General features: G+C 71.0%; 20 protein-coding genes and 1 CRISPR repeat array. Of the genes, 10 read left to right on the forward strand and 10 right to left on the reverse strand.

The window, feature by feature from the left end; genetic code table 11:
* Positions 1–8: 8 nt before the first annotated feature.
* Complete coding sequence (locus tag DEF28_RS13900) at positions 9–368, reverse strand: ArsR/SmtB family transcription factor (protein ID WP_114397760.1); 360 nt, start codon at positions 366–368, stop codon at positions 9–11.
* 513 nt (positions 369–881) lie between these two features.
* Between DEF28_RS13900 and DEF28_RS13905 the strand changes: the two genes are divergently transcribed.
* Complete coding sequence (locus tag DEF28_RS13905) at positions 882–1763, forward strand: DUF4037 domain-containing protein (RefSeq protein WP_147280113.1); 882 nt, start codon at positions 882–884, stop codon at positions 1761–1763.
* Between the two features lie 152 nt (positions 1764–1915).
* Here the strand turns inward: DEF28_RS13905 and DEF28_RS13910 are convergent, their stop codons facing one another.
* The gene (locus tag DEF28_RS13910; RefSeq protein WP_114397762.1) at positions 1916–2281 is read right to left on the reverse strand and encodes a VOC family protein; all 366 of its coding nucleotides are present in this window, start codon (positions 2279–2281) and stop codon (positions 1916–1918) included.
* Positions 2282–2712: 431 nt separating this feature from the next.
* On the opposite strand from DEF28_RS13910, the gene DEF28_RS13915 reads away from it, so the two are divergent.
* Together DEF28_RS13915 and DEF28_RS13920 are read left to right on the forward strand one after the other, a co-directional pair.
* Positions 2713–3408 (forward strand): hemerythrin domain-containing protein, encoded by a 696-nt coding sequence (locus DEF28_RS13915; RefSeq protein ID WP_233515292.1) that lies wholly within the window; start codon positions 2713–2715, stop codon positions 3406–3408.
* Between the two features lie 119 nt (positions 3409–3527).
* Entirely contained in the window at positions 3528–4166 is a 639-nt protein-coding gene (locus DEF28_RS13920; RefSeq protein WP_114397764.1) for an HD domain-containing protein, read from the forward strand.
* A 34-nt stretch (positions 4167–4200) separates the two neighbouring features.
* Here DEF28_RS13920 and DEF28_RS13925 read toward each other — a convergent pair whose 3' ends face one another.
* Both DEF28_RS13925 and DEF28_RS13930 read right to left on the reverse strand, forming a co-directional pair.
* On the reverse strand, positions 4201–5055 hold the full coding sequence (locus tag DEF28_RS13925; protein ID WP_199493283.1) for an SDR family NAD(P)-dependent oxidoreductase: 855 nt from the start codon (positions 5053–5055) through the stop codon (positions 4201–4203).
* A gap of 156 nt (positions 5056–5211) precedes the next feature.
* The gene (locus DEF28_RS13930; RefSeq protein WP_199493285.1) at positions 5212–5790 is read right to left on the reverse strand and encodes a TetR/AcrR family transcriptional regulator; all 579 of its coding nucleotides are present in this window, start codon (positions 5788–5790) and stop codon (positions 5212–5214) included.
* 307 nt (positions 5791–6097) lie between these two features.
* Positions 6098–6797: a CRISPR direct-repeat array (repeat unit 29 nt; unit sequence GTCCGCCCCACACGCGTGGGGATGAACCG).
* Positions 6798–7129: 332 nt separating this feature from the next.
* On the opposite strand from DEF28_RS13930, the gene DEF28_RS27290 reads away from it, so the two are divergent.
* The gene (locus DEF28_RS27290) at positions 7130–7345 is read left to right on the forward strand and encodes a hypothetical protein (protein WP_147280114.1); all 216 of its coding nucleotides are present in this window, start codon (positions 7130–7132) and stop codon (positions 7343–7345) included.
* A gap of 286 nt (positions 7346–7631) precedes the next feature.
* Here the strand turns inward: DEF28_RS27290 and DEF28_RS13940 are convergent, their stop codons facing one another.
* Positions 7632–8075, reverse strand: coding sequence for a HEAT repeat domain-containing protein (locus tag DEF28_RS13940; RefSeq protein WP_181874290.1), 444 nt, complete (start codon positions 8073–8075; stop codon positions 7632–7634).
* Positions 8076–8328: 253 nt separating this feature from the next.
* Between DEF28_RS13940 and DEF28_RS13945 the strand changes: the two genes are divergently transcribed.
* Positions 8329–9549: an FAD-dependent monooxygenase gene (locus tag DEF28_RS13945; protein WP_114397768.1), complete on the forward strand. Its 1221-nt coding sequence runs from the start codon at positions 8329–8331 to the stop codon at positions 9547–9549.
* 33 nt (positions 9550–9582) lie between these two features.
* Positions 9583–10284 carry a TetR/AcrR family transcriptional regulator gene (locus tag DEF28_RS13950; RefSeq protein ID WP_114397769.1) on the forward strand — a complete coding sequence of 234 codons (702 nt, stop codon included), beginning with the start codon at positions 9583–9585 and terminating at the stop codon, positions 10282–10284.
* 102 nt (positions 10285–10386) lie between these two features.
* Here the strand turns inward: DEF28_RS13950 and DEF28_RS13955 are convergent, their stop codons facing one another.
* Together DEF28_RS13955 and DEF28_RS13960 are read right to left on the reverse strand one after the other, a co-directional pair.
* A complete protein-coding gene (locus DEF28_RS13955; RefSeq protein WP_114397770.1) occupies positions 10387–10635 on the reverse strand; it encodes a DUF397 domain-containing protein in 249 nt (82 codons plus the stop codon).
* On the reverse strand, positions 10632–11480 hold the full coding sequence (locus DEF28_RS13960) for a helix-turn-helix domain-containing protein (RefSeq protein WP_158562827.1): 849 nt from the start codon (positions 11478–11480) through the stop codon (positions 10632–10634). The genes DEF28_RS13955 and DEF28_RS13960 overlap by 4 nt, the downstream gene beginning before the upstream one ends.
* 205 nt (positions 11481–11685) lie before the next feature.
* Here DEF28_RS13960 and DEF28_RS13965 point away from each other — a divergent pair, with 205 nt between their 5' ends.
* The 3 genes from DEF28_RS13965 to DEF28_RS13975 all read left to right on the forward strand — a co-directional run bounded on the left by DEF28_RS13965 (position 11686) and on the right by DEF28_RS13975 (position 14074).
* Entirely contained in the window at positions 11686–12021 is a 336-nt protein-coding gene (locus DEF28_RS13965; protein WP_147280115.1) for a hypothetical protein, read from the forward strand.
* The gene (locus DEF28_RS13970) at positions 12021–12497 is read left to right on the forward strand and encodes an ATP-binding protein (RefSeq protein ID WP_114397773.1); all 477 of its coding nucleotides are present in this window, start codon (positions 12021–12023) and stop codon (positions 12495–12497) included. Before DEF28_RS13965 ends, DEF28_RS13970 begins: the two co-directional genes overlap by 1 nt.
* Before the next feature lie 194 nt (positions 12498–12691).
* Entirely contained in the window at positions 12692–14074 is a 1383-nt protein-coding gene (locus tag DEF28_RS13975; RefSeq protein ID WP_309485809.1) for an MFS transporter, read from the forward strand.
* A 135-nt stretch (positions 14075–14209) separates the two neighbouring features.
* Here DEF28_RS13975 and DEF28_RS13980 read toward each other — a convergent pair whose 3' ends face one another.
* Positions 14210–14803, reverse strand: a complete 594-nt coding sequence (locus DEF28_RS13980) for a TetR/AcrR family transcriptional regulator (protein WP_114397774.1) — start codon at positions 14801–14803, stop codon at positions 14210–14212.
* Positions 14804–14882: 79 nt separating this feature from the next.
* On the opposite strand from DEF28_RS13980, the gene DEF28_RS13985 reads away from it, so the two are divergent.
* Positions 14883–15710 (forward strand): class I SAM-dependent methyltransferase, encoded by an 828-nt coding sequence (locus DEF28_RS13985; protein ID WP_114397775.1) that lies wholly within the window; start codon positions 14883–14885, stop codon positions 15708–15710.
* Positions 15711–16099: 389 nt separating this feature from the next.
* Here DEF28_RS13985 and DEF28_RS13990 read toward each other — a convergent pair whose 3' ends face one another.
* Complete coding sequence (locus DEF28_RS13990) at positions 16100–17182, reverse strand: methyltransferase (RefSeq protein ID WP_114397776.1); 1083 nt, start codon at positions 17180–17182, stop codon at positions 16100–16102.
* A 247-nt stretch (positions 17183–17429) separates the two neighbouring features.
* A complete protein-coding gene (locus tag DEF28_RS13995) occupies positions 17430–18728 on the reverse strand; it encodes a L,D-transpeptidase (RefSeq protein WP_233515293.1) in 1299 nt (432 codons plus the stop codon).
* Positions 18729–18821: the final 93 nt, after the last annotated feature.

Consider the following 18821-nt stretch of genomic DNA (forward strand, 5'->3'; position numbering starts at 1 on the left):
GGGCGAGGTCAGGCGTGCGGGGGTTCGCCGGTGACGGTGTGGTCTGCGTGGTTCAGTGCTTCCAGCACGAGCCGCCGCAGGTGTCCGTCACGCAGCCGGTAGACGGAACGCCGGCTCTCCTTGCGCGCCTCGACCAGCCCCGCCAGGCGCAGCTTGGCGAGGTGCTGGCTGACGGCGGTCCGGGAGGCGCCGCTGGCCTCGGTGAGCGTGGTGACATCGACCTCGCCGTGCGCGAGCGTCCAGAGGAGATGCAGGCGGGTGGGGTCGGAGAGCAGTCGGAACACGCTGGCGGCGACCGCGAGCTGCTCGGGGCCTGGCGGGCCTTCATGCGAAAGGCTCGCAGGTGCGGTGAGGTCGCCGGTGGTCATGCCCTCATGGTAGGCGGGGAAGGGACGGCGGCGATGACGCAGGGTGGCGGAGCCGTCTCGCTGGCTGCGGAGTGACGCGGCTGAGTGCGTGGCTGGCCAGGCAGGACGTCCGCAACGCCACCCGCTTCGCCCAGAAGGCCGTCGAGGCGGCTCAGTCGCAGACCACCGCTCTGCCGGGCGAGAGGCGGGCCGCCGAGAGACGGCCGCGGATCCGGGCGGCAGATCTGGGACCTGGACCAGCGGCTCAAGAAGACCGACCCGGAGAGCACCGAGGCTCCGGGCCCGGACGAGCGCGGCGCGATCATCCAGTCCATGCCCCGGGATGGGGCCGTCGCCGTGGAGTTCATCGCCCTGGCCGGAGACCTCTCCGGTTACCGGTTACCGGGAGGCCGGACACCTGGCCTCACCTGCGGGCATCGCCCCGGTCGCGCGGGACTCGGGCAAGCGACACCCACCTCGGTCAGCGGGATAAAGGATGGCTCGGCGGGAGTTCCCGTGGCTACCCTGGCGCGCATGGGTGACGGATTCGTACCGGGGCTCGACTTGGCGGAGGCGTTCTACCACCGGGCCGTGGCCCCGCTGATCGAGGTCCCCCATGCGGCGTGCCTGCTGGGCGAGGGGTCGGAGGTGCTTGGCTTCGACACCCCCCGATCGCAGGACCACGAATGGGGTCCGCAGGTGCAGATCCTCCTGAAGCCGGAACACGTCGAGGCGGTCCAATCCCGCGTCCGAAAAGGTCTGCCACCGGACTTCGATGGGTTCGCCACCGCCTGGTACTCCCTGGCGGCCGGAACCGTCACGCACCACGTCCGGGTCATGCCCCTGACGGATTGGATCGTCCAGGTCCTGGGCCTGGACCCGAGGGGCGGGATGGACAGCGCCGCCTGGCTCGGGATGCCCCAGCAGCGGCTCCTGCACCTGACGGCGGGACGGGTCTTTCGCGACGATGACGGGGAGCTGACCCGTGTCCGGCGGCTGCTGGCCTGGTACCCCGGTGATGTGTGGGCGTGGCTCATGCTCAGCGGCTGGCATCTGATCGGCAACACCGAGCCCCTGCGTGGGCGGTGCGTGGAGACGGGCGACATGATCGGCGTTCGGCTGCTGACGGCGAAGCTCTGCCGCTTGGCCATGGAGCTGGCGTTCCTCCAGGAGCGCCGCTACTGGCCCTACGACAAGTGGTTCGGTGCCGCGTTCGGCCGCCTGGCTGCCTCCACCGTGCTCTCGCCGCTGGTGGAGACGGCTTTGAGCGGTGCGGAGCCGCAGGCCACGGCCGCTCTCCGCGAAGCCCTGCTCTGGCTCGGGGGCCGCCACAACGACCTCGGGATCACGGCCGCCGTGCGCCCGGCCTACGGTCCCTTCGAGGTGGGGATCAACGGCGGGGCAACGGCGGGCTGAGTTCGGATGGGGTCCGGCCCCGTGACGAGCACGGAGCCGGGCCCCTCACCTCATGAAGAAGGCGGTGCTCCCAGCAGGGCGGCCTCGCGCGCGGCCTCTCTCGCCATCCATGAGAGGGCGGGCGCGTCGCGACGGGTCACAGCGGCCCGTCCTCAGTCGACGGGGGCTACCCGGATCAGGTTTCCGTCAGGGTCCGCGACGACGAAGGTGCGGCCGAACACCTCCTCGTGCGGCTCGCTGACCACTCGGACCCCCTTCGCCACCCATCGCTCGAACTGGCGGTCGATCGAGTCGGGTCCACCGGGGAGTGCGAGGCAGACCTCGCTGGTGCGGGGCACCGCTGGCGTCAGAACGTCGGTCTGGCCGCTCCAGAGCGCGAGATCCGCGCCGTCGCCAAGCTCGAAGGCGATGTACCGGGGAGTTTCGAAGCTGGGCTTGATGTCGAGAAGGTCCGCGTAGAAGCGGGCCGCCTCGGGGGCGTCGTTGACATAGACGATGAACACGATCGAGGAGGACATGGCTCGTTCCTTGGTCGGTCTCACTGGACGACCGGAGCGTGCCTGTCATTCATGACAGGTTCCGTCAACTTTTCGCACCGACCAGCGGTGGCGCCGAGGGGATGGCCGGGTGTTTCCGATGTCTTGGCAGTGCGTCCACGGATCTCGCGGCAGCCGTTGGACGTCGCACCGCCAACGCCACCCCGTGTCGCGGCGAACGACCGACCGGAGTCACCGTCGATCGACCGGTGCCCGACTCCTTCGCATCCACCCCGCCGCCTCTCCATCGGAGGCGGCCACGCGCTCCACCGGCAACTGCCGATTCCGTACCCGAGCATGACGCGCGCCCACGCGTCCCTTCACCTCTTCACGGGAAGACCACATTTCCGTGCTCATGGACTTCTCGCGAGGAGACGACGATGGACCCCATGCCCCAGCCCGACGGTACGGCCGTGCCACGGCGTGACCTGCTCGGCCTGTCGGCCGCCGTGGCGGCCGGTGCCGTTGCCGGAGCCCCCGGCCTGGTCGGGGCGGAGGCACAAGCCGCGTCCAGCGGGACGGAGGTACCGGTCACGCCACCGGAGGACCTGATGCAGGAGCACGGCGTCCTCAAACGCGTCCTGCTGGTCTACCGCGAGGTGATCCGGCGGATCGACATCGGCGACCAGGTCCCCGCCCAGGAACTGCACCGTTCGGCGCAGATCATCCGGCGGTTCATCGAGGAGCACCACGAGGAGTTGGAGGAGCAGTACGTCTTCCCCCGGCTCCGCGAGGCCGGTCGGCTGGTCCGCACGGTCGACGTCCTGGTCACCCAGCACGACCGCGGTCGCGAGATCACCCGTCGAATACTGGACATGACCGGCGACGGCACGACGTCGTACCGCCTCGACCCCGGCGGCCTGCGCAAGGACATGGCGGCGTTCATCCGGATGTACGAGCCGCACGAGGCCCGCGAGGACACCGTCGTCTTCCCCGCGCTCCGGGAGGTGGTGTCCGCCAAGGAGTTCAACGAGCTGGGTGACATCTTCGAAGAGGAGGAGCACCGCCGCTTCGGTGCCAATGGCTTCAAGGACATGGTCGAGGAGGTCGCCGGCATCGAGAAGTCCCTCGGGATCTACGAACTCTCGCAGTTCACGCCCAAGGCCTAGCGGGCCGTTGAAGGCCGCCCTCGCGTCCCAGTACCGCGACATCCGGTCAACGTCATGGGCCATGGCTCCACAACGGGTAACCGCTACGCGCGGCTGAGCGCCGAGGAAGGGGACATGCCGTGAGCACGACGATCGCGGGCGTCCGGATCCCTGACAGCGCCCTGGCGCGCGAGGCGACCGACCTGGTGCGCGATGCCGCTTCGCCGCTCCTGTTCGACCACTCGCGGCGGGTGTTCCTGTTCGGGGCGCTGCGTGGCCAGGAGCGGAAGCTGGACTTCGATCCGGAGCTGCTGTACGTGGCGGCGATGTTCCATGACCTGGGGCTGACCCGGCGTTTCCGGCGTACGGACCAGCGGTTCGAGATCGACGGGGCCGACGAGGCACGTCGCTTCCTGCACCGGCACGGCATCACGGACGAGCCGGCCGACCGGGTCTGGACGGCCATTGCCCTGCACACCACTCCCGAGATCCCGTTGCACATGGCCCCCGAGATCGCCTTGGTCACCCGCGGTGTGGAGCTGGACGTGCTGGGCATCGGCTACTACGCGGTCTCCGACGAACAGCGCGCGGCCGTGGTGGCGGCGCACCCGCGACCGGACTTCAAGAACCGGATCCTCGCCGCCTTCACCGACGGCATCAAGGATCGTCCGCAGACCACCTTCGGCAACGTCAAGGCGGACGTGCTGGCCCACTTCGTCCCCGGGTTCAGGCGCGGCGACTTCGTGGAGGTCATCACGAACTCCGACTGGCCCGAGTGACGGCGGCGCGCTCCACTCGGTGCCGTCGTCGGGCCTATGCCAGGGGCGCCAACTCCCGACTGAGCCTGAGCACGTCGTCAACCGTCCGCGGGTCGGTACTGCCGCGGAAGACGGGGACGGGGATGGCCCGGGGGCCGATGAGCAGGCCGGACCGCCCGTCCAGTGCGGCGTCGGTCGCGGCAACGATGGACGGCCGAGCGGCCACGGAGGCGGGACCGGCCGTGGAGCGTTCGAACATCCGGCGGACCAACGGCCACAGCAGGCGCAGTGGTGGCGCGACGATCTTCGGAGAGCGCATGGTGCCGTCGGTCATGTCGGTGAGGGCACCGCCGGGGTCGGCCGCGAGGACCGTGACGCCGCTGCCGCGCAGGCGTTCCGCCAGGTGCAGGGTGTAGGCGAGGTTGGCGAGCTTGGCCCGGCCGTACCAGTGGAAGCCGTAGTAGCCGCCGGGCGGTTCGACGGCGTCGAAGGAGCGCCTGGCGGCCCGGATCGCTCCGGAACTGACGTTGACGATCCGGCTCGGCCCTCCGGCGCGGAGCTGGTCGAGGAGGAGTTCGGTCAGCAGGTAGGGCGAGAGGTGGTTGAGGACGAACGTCGCCTCGATCCCGTCCACGGTCTCCCGCCGGTCCGGGAACATCGCGCCCACGTTGTTGACGAGGACCTTCAGCGGCCCCTCGGTGGCCAGTCGGGCGGCGAGGGCCCGGACGTCGCCCAGCGATGCGAGGTCGGCCGCCAGGAACCGCGGTTCACCTCCGGTCGCGACCGTGGCGATCCGCTCGACCGCGCGGGCACCGCGGTCGGCGTCACGGCCGACCACGGTGACGGCGAGCCCGCGTTCCGCCAGCCCCATCGCGGTCTCCAGGCCGATTCCTCCGGTGCCTGCCGTCACTACCGCCCGCTGTTCCATGTGCGCTGCCCCTCTGCCGCGGCGTTAACCGGATAACTATCCGATCTGGGAGTGCACGCTAGCACAAGCGGATGACTATCCGATTAGGGGGGCGAGGGGAGGCGGTCAACGACGTTTACGCCGCACGCCGAGGGGGTGTCAGCGAGGAGGCCGAAGGCCCTCAAGGAGGATGTCGAGGTAGACCTCGGTCCGCTCCGGGCCATTGCCGCCGGAGCGCACGGCGTGCTCGATACCGCAGAGCAGGCGGCGCACGTCATCGGCCTCGACGTCGCGCCGGATGGCGCCGCTCCGGCGCGCGCGGTCGAGCAGGTGCGCGACGGAGCGGTCGAGCTCGGCCTTCAGCTCCGACGTCTGCGGCTCGTTGTCGCTGGCGGATTCGAGCACCGCGGCGAACCCGGTGTCCCGCAATGCGTGTACCAGGGTGAATCGCAGCAGGCGGTGCAGACCCGCGAGGGCGTCCTCGTCATCGGCCGCCGCCTGCGCCTCCTCGACCAGCTTCTGGAACCGGTCGGCCGACAGCGCCTCCCACAGCGCGTGACGGTTAGGGAAATGCCGGTACACCGTCCCGACTCCCACGCCGGCGAGCCGGGCGATGGCGTTGAGTTGCAGCGAGTCGTCACCGGCGGCCAGCTGTTCTCGGGCGACCTGCAACACCCGGGCACGGTTACGCGCGGCGTCCGCCCGCAACGCCGGCCCCTGCCTGCCTTTCGGTGTCACGGGGCCAGCTTAAGGGGCCCTCCGGTCGTGGCTCGGTGACCGTCCTCGTGGATCAGGCGATCCATGGCCGTGGAGATGCGAGTGCCCGACAAACCGCCGACGCAGGATGGCAGGGCAGCTCCGCCCTCCATCCACGCCCCGCCCCATCGGGCTCGCCCGAGGCATCACCTCAGCAGCACGACGGCTCCTGTCGGATGGACATGACTGCGATGACGTAGGGTAGTGAAGCGGTTCCAAAGTCCTTTGCGACGGGATGGAATACGGTCGCGTTTTGGTAACGGACGCGCTCCATCGCAGGTCGCAAAGTGTCCGCCCCACACGCGTGGGGATGAACCGCCGCGGTACTTCGACCAGATGTGCAGCACGAAGTCCGCCCCACACGCGTGGGGATGAACCGCCGTCCTCGTCGCCTTGATCTTCTGCTGGAGGGTCCGCCCCACACGCGTGGGGATGAACCGTCCACCCGTTCCTTCCACGTGAACACGAACGGGTCCGCCCCACACGCGTGGGGATGAACCGCGGCTGCTGCGGGCGGTGGCGGGGAGTCCCCGTCCGCCCCACACGCGTGGGGATGAACCGTGCGGCCGACCAGCTCGGGGAAGACCCGGCCGGTCCGCCCCACACGCGTGGGGATGAACCGCAGGTGGTGAGCACGCACCGGATGGTGTAGGTGTCCGCCCCACACGCGTGGGGATGAACCGATGTCCTCGACCCGGACCGGGGCAGGGGCCGGCGTCCGCCCCACACGCGTGGGGATGAACCGGAGAACTGACCCATGGCAGGACGCGACGGCTTGTCCGCCCCACACGCGTGGGGATGAACCGGCGGCTCGGGACGTTCGTCCCGGGCCGGTTCCGTCCGCCCCACACGCGTGGGGATGAACCGCCACAGGTGGTGGCTCATGGTCGGATTCCCTTGTCCGCCCCACACGCGTGGGGATGAACCGGGCACGACTGCCCGCGATGCGAGCAGCCCGCCGTCCGCCCCACACGCGTGGGGATGAACCCCCGCGGCGACCGCCGGTCATCCACAGGTCTGCGGTCGGCCTGGCGCCGACGCCAGCGGGCGGCATCCGGGGAGGACCATGGGCCGCTGCGCGCGGCCGCACCCCGCAGGGGGCACAGCAGGGGCCCCGCCCATCGGGCGGGGCTCCGTTTGTGATCTGCAAACCGGATCAGCGCCCGGAGTGGAGCGGGGCGCCGCCGGCGCCCTACCGGGCCTGGCGCTCCCGGGCCCGCTCCTCGGCGGCCTCCCGGACGCGGCCGGGTGGGGACACTTCTGCGCCGTGCGGCCGTCGGTGCGTAGCGTGGTGCTCCCCTTGATGGTCGGAGGTCCTGTCATGGACAAGGAGTTCTTTCGGCTCTATGCCTTGGCCGCGGCCGGGATGCTCGTCGTGCTCTTCCTCGTGTTTGCGGTCATGGAGGAGACCGGGCCGTGGCCCTTCGTCCTGCTTCTGGTCGTCCTCGGGATCGCCGCGGCCGCCGAATCAAGAGGGAAGAGGAAAGGGGGGCCCGGCGACGAAGACGGGACCAGCGACGTGGGTGGGGGCGAATAGCCGTCCGGTCCAGGGGCGCGCCACCTACACTGAGCCGATGTCTCGTCTCGCCCAAGTCGACCTGCCAACCTGCGGAGATGCCGGGTTGAACGTCGCGCCGGTTCCGTCTCACCCAAAGCGTGCGGTGATCGACGTCCCACTCGCCGCGGGTGCGGCCCGCCCGCAGACCACGAGCGTGCGTACGGGACGGGCCTCCCGGTGCGCGGTCAGCTCCGCGGCAGCGCAGCGACCGTGCGCCCCACGCGCGTGGGGACGAACCGTGGCCACGGTGTTGCGGCCCGAGGGGCTACCGGCCGCCGAGTTCGTCCATCGCGGCCGCCGCCTCCTCCCGGAGCGAGGCGTCGGGGTGCTCCAAGAAGCGTTCGATGACCGGCCGGGCGGCAGGTGCACGGGTCGATGACAGGACGAAGAGCACGTAGCCGACCAGTACCGGCCTGAACCCGTCGATGTGCTCCGCCAACGGCTTGACCAGGGCATACGGCAGCTCGTACTGGAGGAGCGCTTCGGACAGGGCGTTCAGGGCGGACTCCCGCACGGTGTCGTCCTGGTCGGTGACCGCCAGTCGCACCAGGCACGACGTCAGCCCTTCGGCGGCCTCCTGGGCGAGTCCGGCCGACCGCAGGAGATCGCCGAGCTCGTCGACGGCGAGGTCCCGCCGGGGAGCATCGGCCGTGCACTGCGGCGTCCACGCCGCGACCGGGCATTCCTGGTTGTCTCCGCACCACGTCACGGTGCGGACCGTATCCCGTCGACGCCGACGCCGTCTTCCTCCTGCCGTCGCGATCCACGGCCCGACTGCCGGGACCCGGAACCGGCTGGCGGTGGTCGCGATCGAGGCCCCCGCCACAGGCCGCCCCGAAGGTCGGCGGCAGGGCGTACGCGTCAGCGGTTACCGTGACCCATGCCACCGACTGACCAAATGGCCAAAATGGTCAGTCTGTCCTATGTTCGAAATGACCGCTCCAGCGAAGGGACGTATCGACATGAGGGACACGGGCCGCAAACCGCGTGCACTTGTGGTGGGACTGGGCATCGCGGGGACCGCCGCGGCCTTGCGGCTGCGCCAGATCGGTTGGGAGCCGGTGGTGGTCGAACGCGCCCCCGCGCGGCGCGCGGGAGGCTACTTCGTCGGCGTGTTCGCCACCGGCGTGGCCACGGCCGGGCGCCTGGGCGTGCTGGAGAAGATCGGCGACCGCAGCTCCCCCGAGGCTGTGGCCTACGAGGTCGACCGCGCCGGAAACCGGAGCAAGGGCATCCAGTACGGCGAACTGCCCGGTAACCCCCGCACGGCGTTGCGTGGTGACATCGAGGGGGCCCTCTTCCAGGCCCTGCCCGAGGACCTGGAGGTCCGGTACAGCACCGTCCCCGTCCACATCGCCCAGGACGCCGACGCCGCGCACGTCACGTTGCGCGACACCGCCGCAGGCACCGAGACCACCGAGGACTTCGACCTGGTCGTGGGTGCCGACGGCATGCGTTCGACCGTGCGCCGCCTGGTCTTCGGCCCCGACGCCAACCACCTGCACGCCCTGAACTACATGATCGCGGTCAGCCTGATGAGCGAGCAGGTCCCCGGGTTCCGGCCCCAGGACGGGCTGACCCTGGCCGAACCGGGCCGCTCGGCCTGGGTCTTCGCCTTCACCAACCACGCCCCGAGCCTGCTCTTCTCCTGGCGCACCGAGGACATCGACGCCGAGTTCACCCGTGCGCCCATCGACTCGGTGCGCGCCGCCTACGGCCCCCAGGCCCCCGGTCCGATCCTGGGTCACCTGATGACCCAGTTCGAGCAGGCCGAGGACTTCCTGTTCGACTCCGTCCACCAGGTGCGGATGAAGCAGTGGCACCACAACCGCGTGGTGCTGCTGGGCGACGCCGCCTGGTGCCTGACCCTGTACTCGGGTATGGGCGCGTCCACCGCCATGGCCGGCGCCGATCTGCTCGGTACCATGCTCCAGAGGCACTCCGGTGACCTGCCCCGTGCCCTGGACGCCTGGCAGAAGCGGCTGTCGCCCTTCATCTCCCACCAGCTCCGGAGCGGGGTCCAGATGCGCCAGCTGTTCACGCCCCAGGACCGTGCCCAACAGCTCCAGAGAAGCGTGTTCATGCGGTTGCGGAACGCGCCGCTGATCGGCCCGGTCCTGAAGAAGCAGATGTCCAACAGCAAGGACTTCAAGATGAAGACCGTAGACATCGCCGCTCCATAAGCGCCCCACCCGTCACTCCGGAAGGAAGAACCCGTGCCCCAGCCGTTCGAGCACGACTCGCCGAAGGCATTCCGGATCCTGAGCGCCGCCCGCGAGCTCTTACTCGAACACGGCATCCGCAAGGTCACCATCGCCGAGATCGCACGCGCCGCCGGGGTGGGCAAGGGCACCGTCTACCTGTACTGGGCCACCAAGGAAGACCTGATCGTGGCGCTGTTCGGCCGGGAGGTCCTCACCGCACTGGACGAGATCGACCGAGCACTGAGCGCGGACCCGGAGCTGGTACGCCCCGGGCGGCTGTGCGCCCTGATCCTGCGCAACATGCTCAACCGGGCCCTGGCCCGGCGCCTGCACTCCGGCGACGAGGACGCGCTGCGGCTGATGGCCCACCACAGCGCGAGCGGCTCGGTCCTGGCTCGGGCCGCCCCCTCGGCCCTGTGCACCGACGTGCTCGGGATCTTGCGCGAGCACGGCCTGGTCCGCGTCGACCGGCCACTGAACGAGCAGTCCTACGCGCTGCACGCACTGCTGGTCGGCTTCATGGCCACCGAGACGGTTGCCTGGTTCGCCGGCCCCGCGATCGAGTCCTCCTCCGACCAGGTCCTGGCCGACGCCGTGGGGCTGCTCGTGGGCCACACCGCCGACCCCGGCCACGAGGCCGTGCGGGCCGCGACCACGCAGGTCCGGACCGTCCTCGGTGAGCTACGCGAGGAGATCACCACTCATCTGGGATGAGGAGTGGAAGGACCATCGGACGGCGCGCCGGTCACCGTCCAACGGGACCGCCCGGGCCTCCGGGCGGTCCGCCTGCTGTGTGAGACGGGAGTGAGGGGCGGGTTACAGCTCCCCGTGCTTCGCGGCAGCGAGGAAGGCGGACCACTCGGCCGGAGGGAGGGTGAGGTGGCCGTGGTGGGGGTACTTGGAGTCGCGCAGGGCGACGGTGGGGGAGGGCTGGCCATACTGGACGCAGTTGTCGGCGCCGGAGCTGTAGCTGGAGGTCCTCCATGGCGCGCTGGCGCACTCCACGCAGTTCACGTTGCCAGCGCTGTAGCTCGACTTGCGCCAGGACAGGGGTACGTCCTTCACGACAGCTCCTTGGTAACGCGGCCGATCAGCTCCAGCGAATCCGACGGGGACAACGCTATCCGGCACAGTCGTCGCGCGGTTTCCTGATAGACGGCTACGTCCCTGGCTTCCTCGATGAAGAGATCAGATGTCTTTCCCTCAACTGCGACGATGACGGGGTCGTCACCAAACTCGTGAATCACGAACGAACTGTCTGCACTGGGATGAAGACCGGCCGAAAACGGCACCACCTGCACCGTGATGTTGGGGCGTGACGCAGCTTCGATAACTTGTCGCAGCTGGCGGGCCATCATCTCGGGGTCCCGGAAACGCCGCAGCGCGGCTTCATCAAGGATCACGTGCAGCTCTGGGGCGTTCGGGCGGGTGAGGACGGCCTGTCGCGCCATCCGTGCCGCCACCTTGGCTTCCGTATCCCGAGGGCTGTCATCGAAGTTGCAGACCTGAATGATCTCGCGGGCGTACTCCGCTGTCTGCAACAGCCCAGGAATCAGTGTCGGCTCGAAGTTGATGATCCTCGACGCCTCTTCCTCCAGAGCGATCTCCGTCTGAGCACCACTGGTGAGCCGCCCGGCGTATGCCTGCCACCAGCCCAGTTCCTCCGAATCCTCAGCCAGAGCGAGCAGTTCGCGTTGTCGGGTCAACGGCACTCCGTACACCTCAAGCAGGCGCTCGGTCTCGTCCGCAGTGACGCCACGCTTGCCCGTCTCGATTCGGCTGATCGTCGGACCGGACATGCCAGCACGTTCGCCTGCTTGATCAGTGCTCAGCCCGGCGTGATTACGCAGGCGCTTGAGTTCGTTACGGAGTCGTCGCGCGCGAACGGTCGATCCGAGCTTCGGGGACATCCCCCACCTCCTCTGCTGGGAGATCAGCTGATCCCAGCCCATCCCTTGTTGCACCATTTGCGAAGAAGATTCAGCGATTCAATTCAATTGAAGCGCTTCCATTAATCGAGAACCATATCTATGGTGAGACTAACGGTCCCCGACTCGTCACGGACCGCGATTATCGACTTCTCCCTTGAGTAACTCACCCATGTTGGGGGCAGCCATGCCTTCTGTCGTCACGATCCACACAAGTCTCGCTACAGTAAGTAGTCGTCGCCGCGACCACCTCACCGCCCTGGCTTCGGCGTTGCAGATGCGCGGCCTCCGCGCCCTCCTCTCCGTCTCCCACGCGCAGTCCCCGATCCTCCACCTCGCCGCGCACGGCCGCCGCGTCGCCGTCGTCGTCGCCCAGTCCCCCACTGGCTGGGTCTTCCTCTGGCCCGGCGCCCAAGTCCCCGCCGACGATGTCGAGTCCGCCGCCCGCCAGCTCGCCGCCTTCGTCCAGCCCCGGCCCGCCTGGCAGCCGCGCCGGGCGCACCTGAGTGCGGTGGCCGCCTGATGCGCGGGAACACCTTCGCGATCAACACCGAGCACGTCCTGCCCGGCACCCCCGCCGGTGTGCGCACCGCCCGTGCCCTCACCACCGCGACACTCGCCGGCCACTATCCCGCACCCGTGGTCGACACCGCCCAGCTCTGCGTCTCCGAAGCGGTGACGAACGCGCTGCGCCACACGCACTCCGGCGACCCCGGCGGGACCGTGGTCCTGCGGCTCTACACCCTCACCCTCGGCGCCTCCCTCTACATCGACGTCCAGGACCAGGGCCCCCTCAAGCCCGACGACCGCCCCCGCGTCAGTGAACACGCCGCCGACTCCGTCGCCGAAGGCGGCCGGGGCCTGTACCTCATCCACGAACTCACCCGCTACTGGATGTACATCCCCGGTAGCGGCCGCGGCTGCCTCTGCCTCACCCTCAGCACCGCGCCCGCCCCGACACCCGCGACCAGCGACCGCGGCCCCCAGGTGGCCGCATGACCCGGCCCCCGAGACCGGCAACGCCCCCGAACTGCACACGTCTGAGACCTCGCCCCACCAACCACCACACTGCCGGCCCTGTCCCACCTCCGTAGCCCCGGGACAGGGCCGGTTCCATGTCCACAGCCGAACAATGCCCCCAAACAATGACCCACATGTGCACACGTATGCACATGAGGTATATGTTGGTGCGCATGTCGATCCCCGGCGTCCTCCGCCACCGCGCCTACCGCCACCTGTTCGCCGCGCAGGTCGTCGCCCTCGTGGGTACCGGGCTCGCGACCGTCGCGCTCGGGCTGCTCGCGTTCGACATCGCGGGCGGGTCCGCGGGCGCCGTCGTCGGCACCGCGTTGACGATCAAGATGGTCGCCTATGTCGCCATCTCCCCCTTCGCGGGAGCGGCCGCCGGGCGGGTGCCGCGCCGGGCCATGCTGGTGGCGCTCGACCTCGTGCGCGGCGGCGTCGCGGTCTGCCTGCCGTTCGTCGACGCCGTGTGGCAGGTGTACCTGCTGATCTTCGTCCTCCAGGCCGCCTCCGCCGCCTTCACCCCGACCTTCCAGGCCACCATTCCCGACGTCCTGCCGGACGAGCGGGACTACACCCGCGCCCTCTCGCTCTCGCGGCTCGCCTACGACCTGGAGAGCCTGTTCAGCCCGATGCTGGCTGCCGCGCTGCTGACCGTCGTCGGCTACCAGCAGCTGTTCGCGGGCACCGCGGTCGGGTTCGCCGCGTCGGCGCTGCTGGTGGTCTCCGTGCTGCTGCCGAAGCCCGCGCCGGCCTCCCGACGGGAGCCCGTGCTGCGGCGGACCACGCTCGGCATGCGGATCTTCGCGGCGACGCCGCGGCTGCGCGCGCTGCTGGCGATGAACCTGGCGGTCGCGGCGGCGACGTCCATGGTGCTGGTGAACACGGTGGTGATCGTCCGCGAGCAGCTGGGCCGTTCCGAGTCCGACGTCGCGGTGGCCCTCGGCTGCTACGGCGCGGGGTCCATGGTGGTCGCGCTGCTGCTGCCGCGCGTCCTCGACCGGGTGGGGGATCGCGCGGTGATGCTGCCGGCCGGGTTCCTGCTCGCGGCGGTGCTGGGCGGATCGGCGGCCGCACTGGCCCTGGCGCCCGCGGCGACGGGCTGGTGGGTGCTGCTCGCGGCGTGGACGCTGCTGGGCGCGGGCACCTCGCTGGTCCTGACCCCCTCATCCCGGCTGCTGCGCCGGTCGGCCGGCGCGGCGGACCGGCCGGCGCTGTTCGCGGCGCAGTTCTCGCTCTCGCACGCCGGCTTCCTGGCGGGGTATCCGGTCGCGGGCTGGCTGGGGGTCACGGCGGGCATGCCGGTGACGCTGGCGGTCCTGGGCGCGGCGGCCCTGGCGGCGGGTGCGGCGGCCGCGCTGCTGTGGCCGAGCGGTGATCCGGTCCGGGTGGCGCACGTGCACCGCAACCTCGCGCCCGGTCATCCACACCTTGTGGACGCGCGTTCCGGCGCGGACGGCGGACGCGCGCACACGCACGACTACGTCATCGACGATGAGCACCCGCGCTGGCCGCGCCGCTCGGACGCCCCGCTGGTCCGATCGGACGCGTGACCTGCGAAGACCGTACCGGCTCCCTGCCAGGGGGGCGGGTGACGGTCAGCGGCTCCACCGTCGGGCGGGAGCCGCCGGGGCCGGGACCGGCGGCGGCACGGGCCTCTTCAGCCCGCTTCCGTGGGCGGGCCCGCCTCAGCGGGGCAGCGCCCCGGCGACGACCGTGGTGACAGCCCTGTGCACCGCGTCCGCCCCGGGCGGGGCGGCCTCCCGGTCGGCGAACAGCAGGTGTGCGGCGCCGATGAGGGTGGGGGCGAGCGTTGCGGGGTCGGCGTCCGGTGCGATGCGGCCGAGGTCGCGCTCGGCGGCGAGGTAGCCGGCGATCCCGGACGCGGCCTCGGTCAGGACGGGGACGCCGCCGGTCGGCCTGCTCTGGCGCAGCCGGGCGCGCAGCTCGTCCCGGAAGGTGACGAGGGCGACGATCGCCACCGCGACCGGGTCGAACAGGTCCGCCAGCGCGTCGGTGAGGTTGCCGGCGACGGTGCCGGTTCCGGCCAGGCCGTGCAGGGCGGCGGTCTGGTGGCCGATCCGGTCGATGCGGGCCAGCACGAGCTCGGCGAGGAAGGCGTCGAAGTCGCCGAAGTGCCGGTGCAGGACGCCCTTGGCGCAGCCGGCCTCGGCGGTGACCGCCCGGCTGGTCAGCGCGTCCGGTCCGGCGCGGAGCAGGATGCGCTCGGCGGCGCCGAACAGCTGCTCCCGTGCGTCGCGCATGGCCACCCCTGTCGGCACCGTGCACCTCTCCCTTCTCCGCTGCTCGCCTGGACCCGCCGATTGGCGGAGTGGGCATGCGCCCACTTATAGTGGGCGCATGCCCACTCTACCTCCGCCTGGTCCGCCTCCTCTCGGCCCGCAGCCGCACCAGCACCGGCGGATGGCCGAGTCGTTCGGCGAGGACGCCGAACGCTACGACCGGATCCGCCCCCGCTACCCCGAGGCCCTGGTGCTGCGGATCATCGCGGCCAGCCCCGGGCCCGAGGTCCTGGACGTCGGCTGCGGCACCGGCATCGCCGCCCGGCAGTTCCGGTCGGCCGGCTGCGCCGTGCTCGGCGTCGAGCCCGACACGCGGATGGCCGAGGTCGCGCGCCGCACCGGGATCGAGGTCGAGGAGGCGACGTTCGAGGAGTGGGACCCCGCCGGCCGGAGCTTCGACGCAGTCGTGGCCGGACAGTCCTGGCACTGGGTCGACCCGGCCGCGGGGGCGGTGAAGGCGGCGCGCGTCCTGCGGCCCGGCGGCCGGCTGGCCGCCTTCTGGCACACCTCCGAGCCGCCGTCCGAGGTGACGGAGGCGTTCATCGCCGGCTACCAGCGGGTGGTGCGCAACCCCGTGGTGGACGTCCAGTCGGCGACGAGGAGGGCTCCGGACGGCTACCAGCAGCTGTTCACCATGGCCGCCGGCAGGATCAGGAAGACGGGCGGGTTCGGGGAGCCCGAGCAGTGGCCGTTCGAGTGGGAGCAGTCCTACACCCGCCAGGAGTGGCTGGAGCAGACGTCCACGTCCGGCGTCCTCACCCGGCTGCCGCCGGACAAGCTGGCGGTGGTGCTGGAGAGCATCGGGGACGCCATCGACGCGTTGGGCGGCAGCATCGTGGTGCGGCGGGGCACGGTGGTGGTCACCGCGGCGCGGACCGGAGCCTGATCCGGCGGCACGGCCGGCCCACCACGGCCGGGTCACCACGGCCATCCCAGCGTCCACCTGGACGGACCCGCGCCAACCAGCGGCACCGGTGACCGGTGACCGCCGAACTCGGCACCCAGCCCCAGCACCGACGGGCGGAACACCACCTACGACGAGCGGGCCCGCGGCTGGTCGGAACGGCCGGAGGAGCACTCCTTGCCGTCCTGGAGGGGCCGGGGGCCGGCCGCTGCTCGGCGGCGGGGCCTGCGGTGCGGCGCCTGCGGGCACCGGGCAGGCCGGAAGTCGGACCCGGCCTCGGGCGTGGTCGCGGGCGTCAGCCCGTCCCCGTCCGGCTGGACCGGTGGCCCCTCCGGGAGCGGATCCGGGACCTCGCGGCCGTCGCCCCGGCGCTACCGCGCGGTGCCCTCGCCGAGCGGGGCCGGAGCGGCCTCGATCAGCGAGAACTCGTTGGGCGGCCACAACGGCCGGACGCTGGTCAGGGTGAAGCCCGCCCGCGCGCAGAGGTCGGTGAACTCGGCCCGGGTGCGTTCCCGGCCTCCGAGGTTCACCAGCATGTTCAGGTCGTTGAGGTACATGAGTGGCGGGACCGAGGAGTCCACGGTGGCGGGCAGCACGGGCTCGATGATCAGCAGCCGGCCGTGGTCGGGAACCGCCCGGCGGCAGTGGCCCAGGATGCTGGCCGCGCGGTCGTCGTCCCAGTCGTGCAGGACGCTCTTGAGCAGGTAGAGGTCGCCGCCACCGGGGACGGCGGCGAAGAAGTCCCCGCTCTCCACGGAGCAGCGCTCGCCGACGCCCGCGCGCCGCAGCGTCTCCTCCGCCTGGGCGAGCCCCTCGCGGGTGTCGAAGACGGTCCCGCGCAGGGCCGGGTACGCCCGCAGGATCCCGGCGAGCAGGGTGCCGTCGCCGCCGCCCACGTCCACGACGGCCCGGAACCGGCCGAAGTCGTACTGCTCCGGCAGCCCCTCGGCGGTGGCGCGCGTGATGTCGCTCATCGCCGTGTTGAACCGTGCGGACAGCTCGGGGTTCTCGCCGACGTAGGTGAAGAAGTCCGTGCCGAACACCCCGTCGAAAGCCGGACGGCCGGTCCGGACGCTCTCTTCCAGGTGCTCCCAGGCCCGCGTCAGGGCGGGGTCGGTGAGCATCAGCACGAACGCGTGCAGGGAGCCGGGCCGGTCGGCCCGGAGCAGGGAGCCGCCCGCGGCGAGCGAGAAGCGGCCCGGACCGCTCTCGGCGAGCAGGTCCAGCGCGGCCAGCGCGCGCAGCAGCCGGAGCATGGCCTGGGCGTCCGCGCCGCACTCCTCCGCCAGGGCATCGGCGGTCATTTCACCGTCGCCGATCCGGTCCATCACCCGCAGCCGAGCGGCGGACGCGACCGCCTGTGCGGCCATGAAGCCGCACGCCAGGTGGAACACGGTGCCGCGTGCCGGCAGCGCCGCGGTGGCCGGGGCGGCTGGGTCCTGGCTCGGCTCCATGAGGCGTCCTCGGAGATGTGGGCCGACCGCCAGGCATCTGCTGGAGGTCGGCCGGCGGCCGGTCGCTTCGACCCTACGTCGATCACGCACCGGGGACGATGACCTCCGCGTCCGTCCGCCGTGTCGCGGATGCGAGCGGCACCGAAGCGGTGCTCCGCGTGCGGGCCACCGATCGCAGACGCGGGAACGCCGCCCGCACCCCCTTTCCGGGGCGCGGGCGGCGTTCGGTGCCGTCGGATGACGGAGGTCAGGCCGCGGTCTGCGAGGAGCCGGGGGCCGCGTCGTCGTCGGTCGGGTCGGCCTCGCCCGTCTCGCTGTTGGCCAGCCAGTCCTCCCACGAGCGCTGCCAGTATCCCCACCCGTTGTCGACCTCCAGCTCACGGGTCGTGCCGGTGACGATGTAGGGGTCGCCGATCAGGGTGTTCTCGTAGAACCAGCGCGAGTCCTCCAGGCTCATGTTCGTGCAGCCGTGGCTCACGTTGTCGATGCCGAGCGAGGTGTTGCCCTCGGAGGTGTGCGCGAACTCGCCGCTGTTGGAGAACCGGACGGCGTAGGCCACGGTGAGCTTGTAGGCGCCGGGGGAGTCCTCGGGGATGCCGATGGTCGCGGAGTCCATGACGTAGTCGCGGTGCCGCTCCATCGTCAGGTGGACGCCGCTGGTGGTGCGGAACTCCGGCCGGCTGCCGTCGCCGTTACTGATGGGGAAGTCCTGGATCTGCTGGCCGTCGCGCTCCACCAGCATGCGGTGCGTGTTGTTGTCGACCCGGCTGATCTGCGAGCGTCCGACGTCGAAGCGCAGCTGGTAGTTCTTCACCCCGTACACGCCCTCGGCGGCCAGCACGCCCGCGAAGCGCATGTCGACGACCACCTCCTGGTTCGGCTCCCAGTACTCCTCCGTGCGGAAGACGACGCGCTGGTCGCCGAACCAGTTCCACGCCCCCACGGCCGGCTGCTCCGAGCGCAGCGTCATGGCCGCCTCGACCTGGGCCTTGTTCTGCACCGGCATGTCGAAGTCGATGATGATCGGCATGCCCACGCCGACCTCGTCACCGCTGGCGGGGAAGTTCGACTTCAGCTCCAGGCGCTGCCCCTCGGTGGCGGGCAGGGTGGCGAAGGAGCTGACGACCTCGCTCGCCTCGCCGTCCGGGTTCTCCACGTTGGCGGTCACGGTGATGTCGCTGCCCGGGGGCAGGGTCCAGTCGCTCGTCCACTCCGTCTTGGCCTCGTTGAGCGTGCCGGTGATCGCGTGGACGCTCGCCGGGTCGCCGTTGCCGGCGGCGTCGGCCTCGGCGTCGTCGGAGGAGCGCTGCACCGTGACGTCGGTGATGGTGCCGCCCTCGGCGGCGACGACGATCGGCAGGTCCGGACGCACCTCGTCGGAGCCGTCGGCAGGGGTGATCGTCACGTTGACGTCGTTTCCGGCCGTCTCGTCGCTGGACGTCTGCGCGTCGGCGCCGGCCGAGCAGCCGGCGCTCAGGACGAGGGCCGCACCCGCCAGCACACCTCCCAGCCGGAGGAGGATCGGGGATCGGGGGGTATCCAGCACGAGAGCGACCTCCAGTGTCCGGCTCGGCCCGCACCCAGCGCAGACGTGGGGGACTGAGCGGCGAAGGGGGAAAGGAAGGGGTATTGGCCGTAT

This window comes from Marinitenerispora sediminis (genome assembly GCF_003336425.1).
Taxonomy (GTDB): Bacteria; Actinomycetota; Actinomycetes; order Streptosporangiales; family Streptosporangiaceae; genus Marinitenerispora; species Marinitenerispora sediminis.

Coding starts and splice junctions, on each gene's coding strand:
- DEF28_RS13945 (WP_114397768.1), top strand. CDS start 8,329: ATGAGGGACACGGGCCGCAAACCGCGTGCACTTGTGGTGGGACTGGGC.
- DEF28_RS13960 (WP_158562827.1), bottom strand. CDS start 11,480: ATGTCCCCGAAGCTCGGATCGACCGTTCGCGCGCGACGACTCCGTAAC.
- DEF28_RS13985 (WP_114397775.1), top strand. CDS start 14,883: ATGCCCACTCTACCTCCGCCTGGTCCGCCTCCTCTCGGCCCGCAGCCG.
- DEF28_RS27290 (WP_147280114.1), top strand. CDS start 7,130: ATGGACAAGGAGTTCTTTCGGCTCTATGCCTTGGCCGCGGCCGGGATG.
- DEF28_RS13910 (WP_114397762.1), bottom strand. CDS start 2,281: ATGTCCTCCTCGATCGTGTTCATCGTCTATGTCAACGACGCCCCCGAG.
- DEF28_RS13990 (WP_114397776.1), bottom strand. CDS start 17,182: ATGGAGCCGAGCCAGGACCCAGCCGCCCCGGCCACCGCGGCGCTGCCG.
- DEF28_RS13965 (WP_147280115.1), top strand. CDS start 11,686: ATGCCTTCTGTCGTCACGATCCACACAAGTCTCGCTACAGTAAGTAGT.
- DEF28_RS13905 (WP_147280113.1), top strand. CDS start 882: ATGGGTGACGGATTCGTACCGGGGCTCGACTTGGCGGAGGCGTTCTAC.
- DEF28_RS13975 (WP_309485809.1), top strand. CDS start 12,692: ATGTCGATCCCCGGCGTCCTCCGCCACCGCGCCTACCGCCACCTGTTC.
- DEF28_RS13970 (WP_114397773.1), top strand. CDS start 12,021: ATGCGCGGGAACACCTTCGCGATCAACACCGAGCACGTCCTGCCCGGC.
- DEF28_RS13900 (WP_114397760.1), bottom strand. CDS start 368: ATGACCACCGGCGACCTCACCGCACCTGCGAGCCTTTCGCATGAAGGC.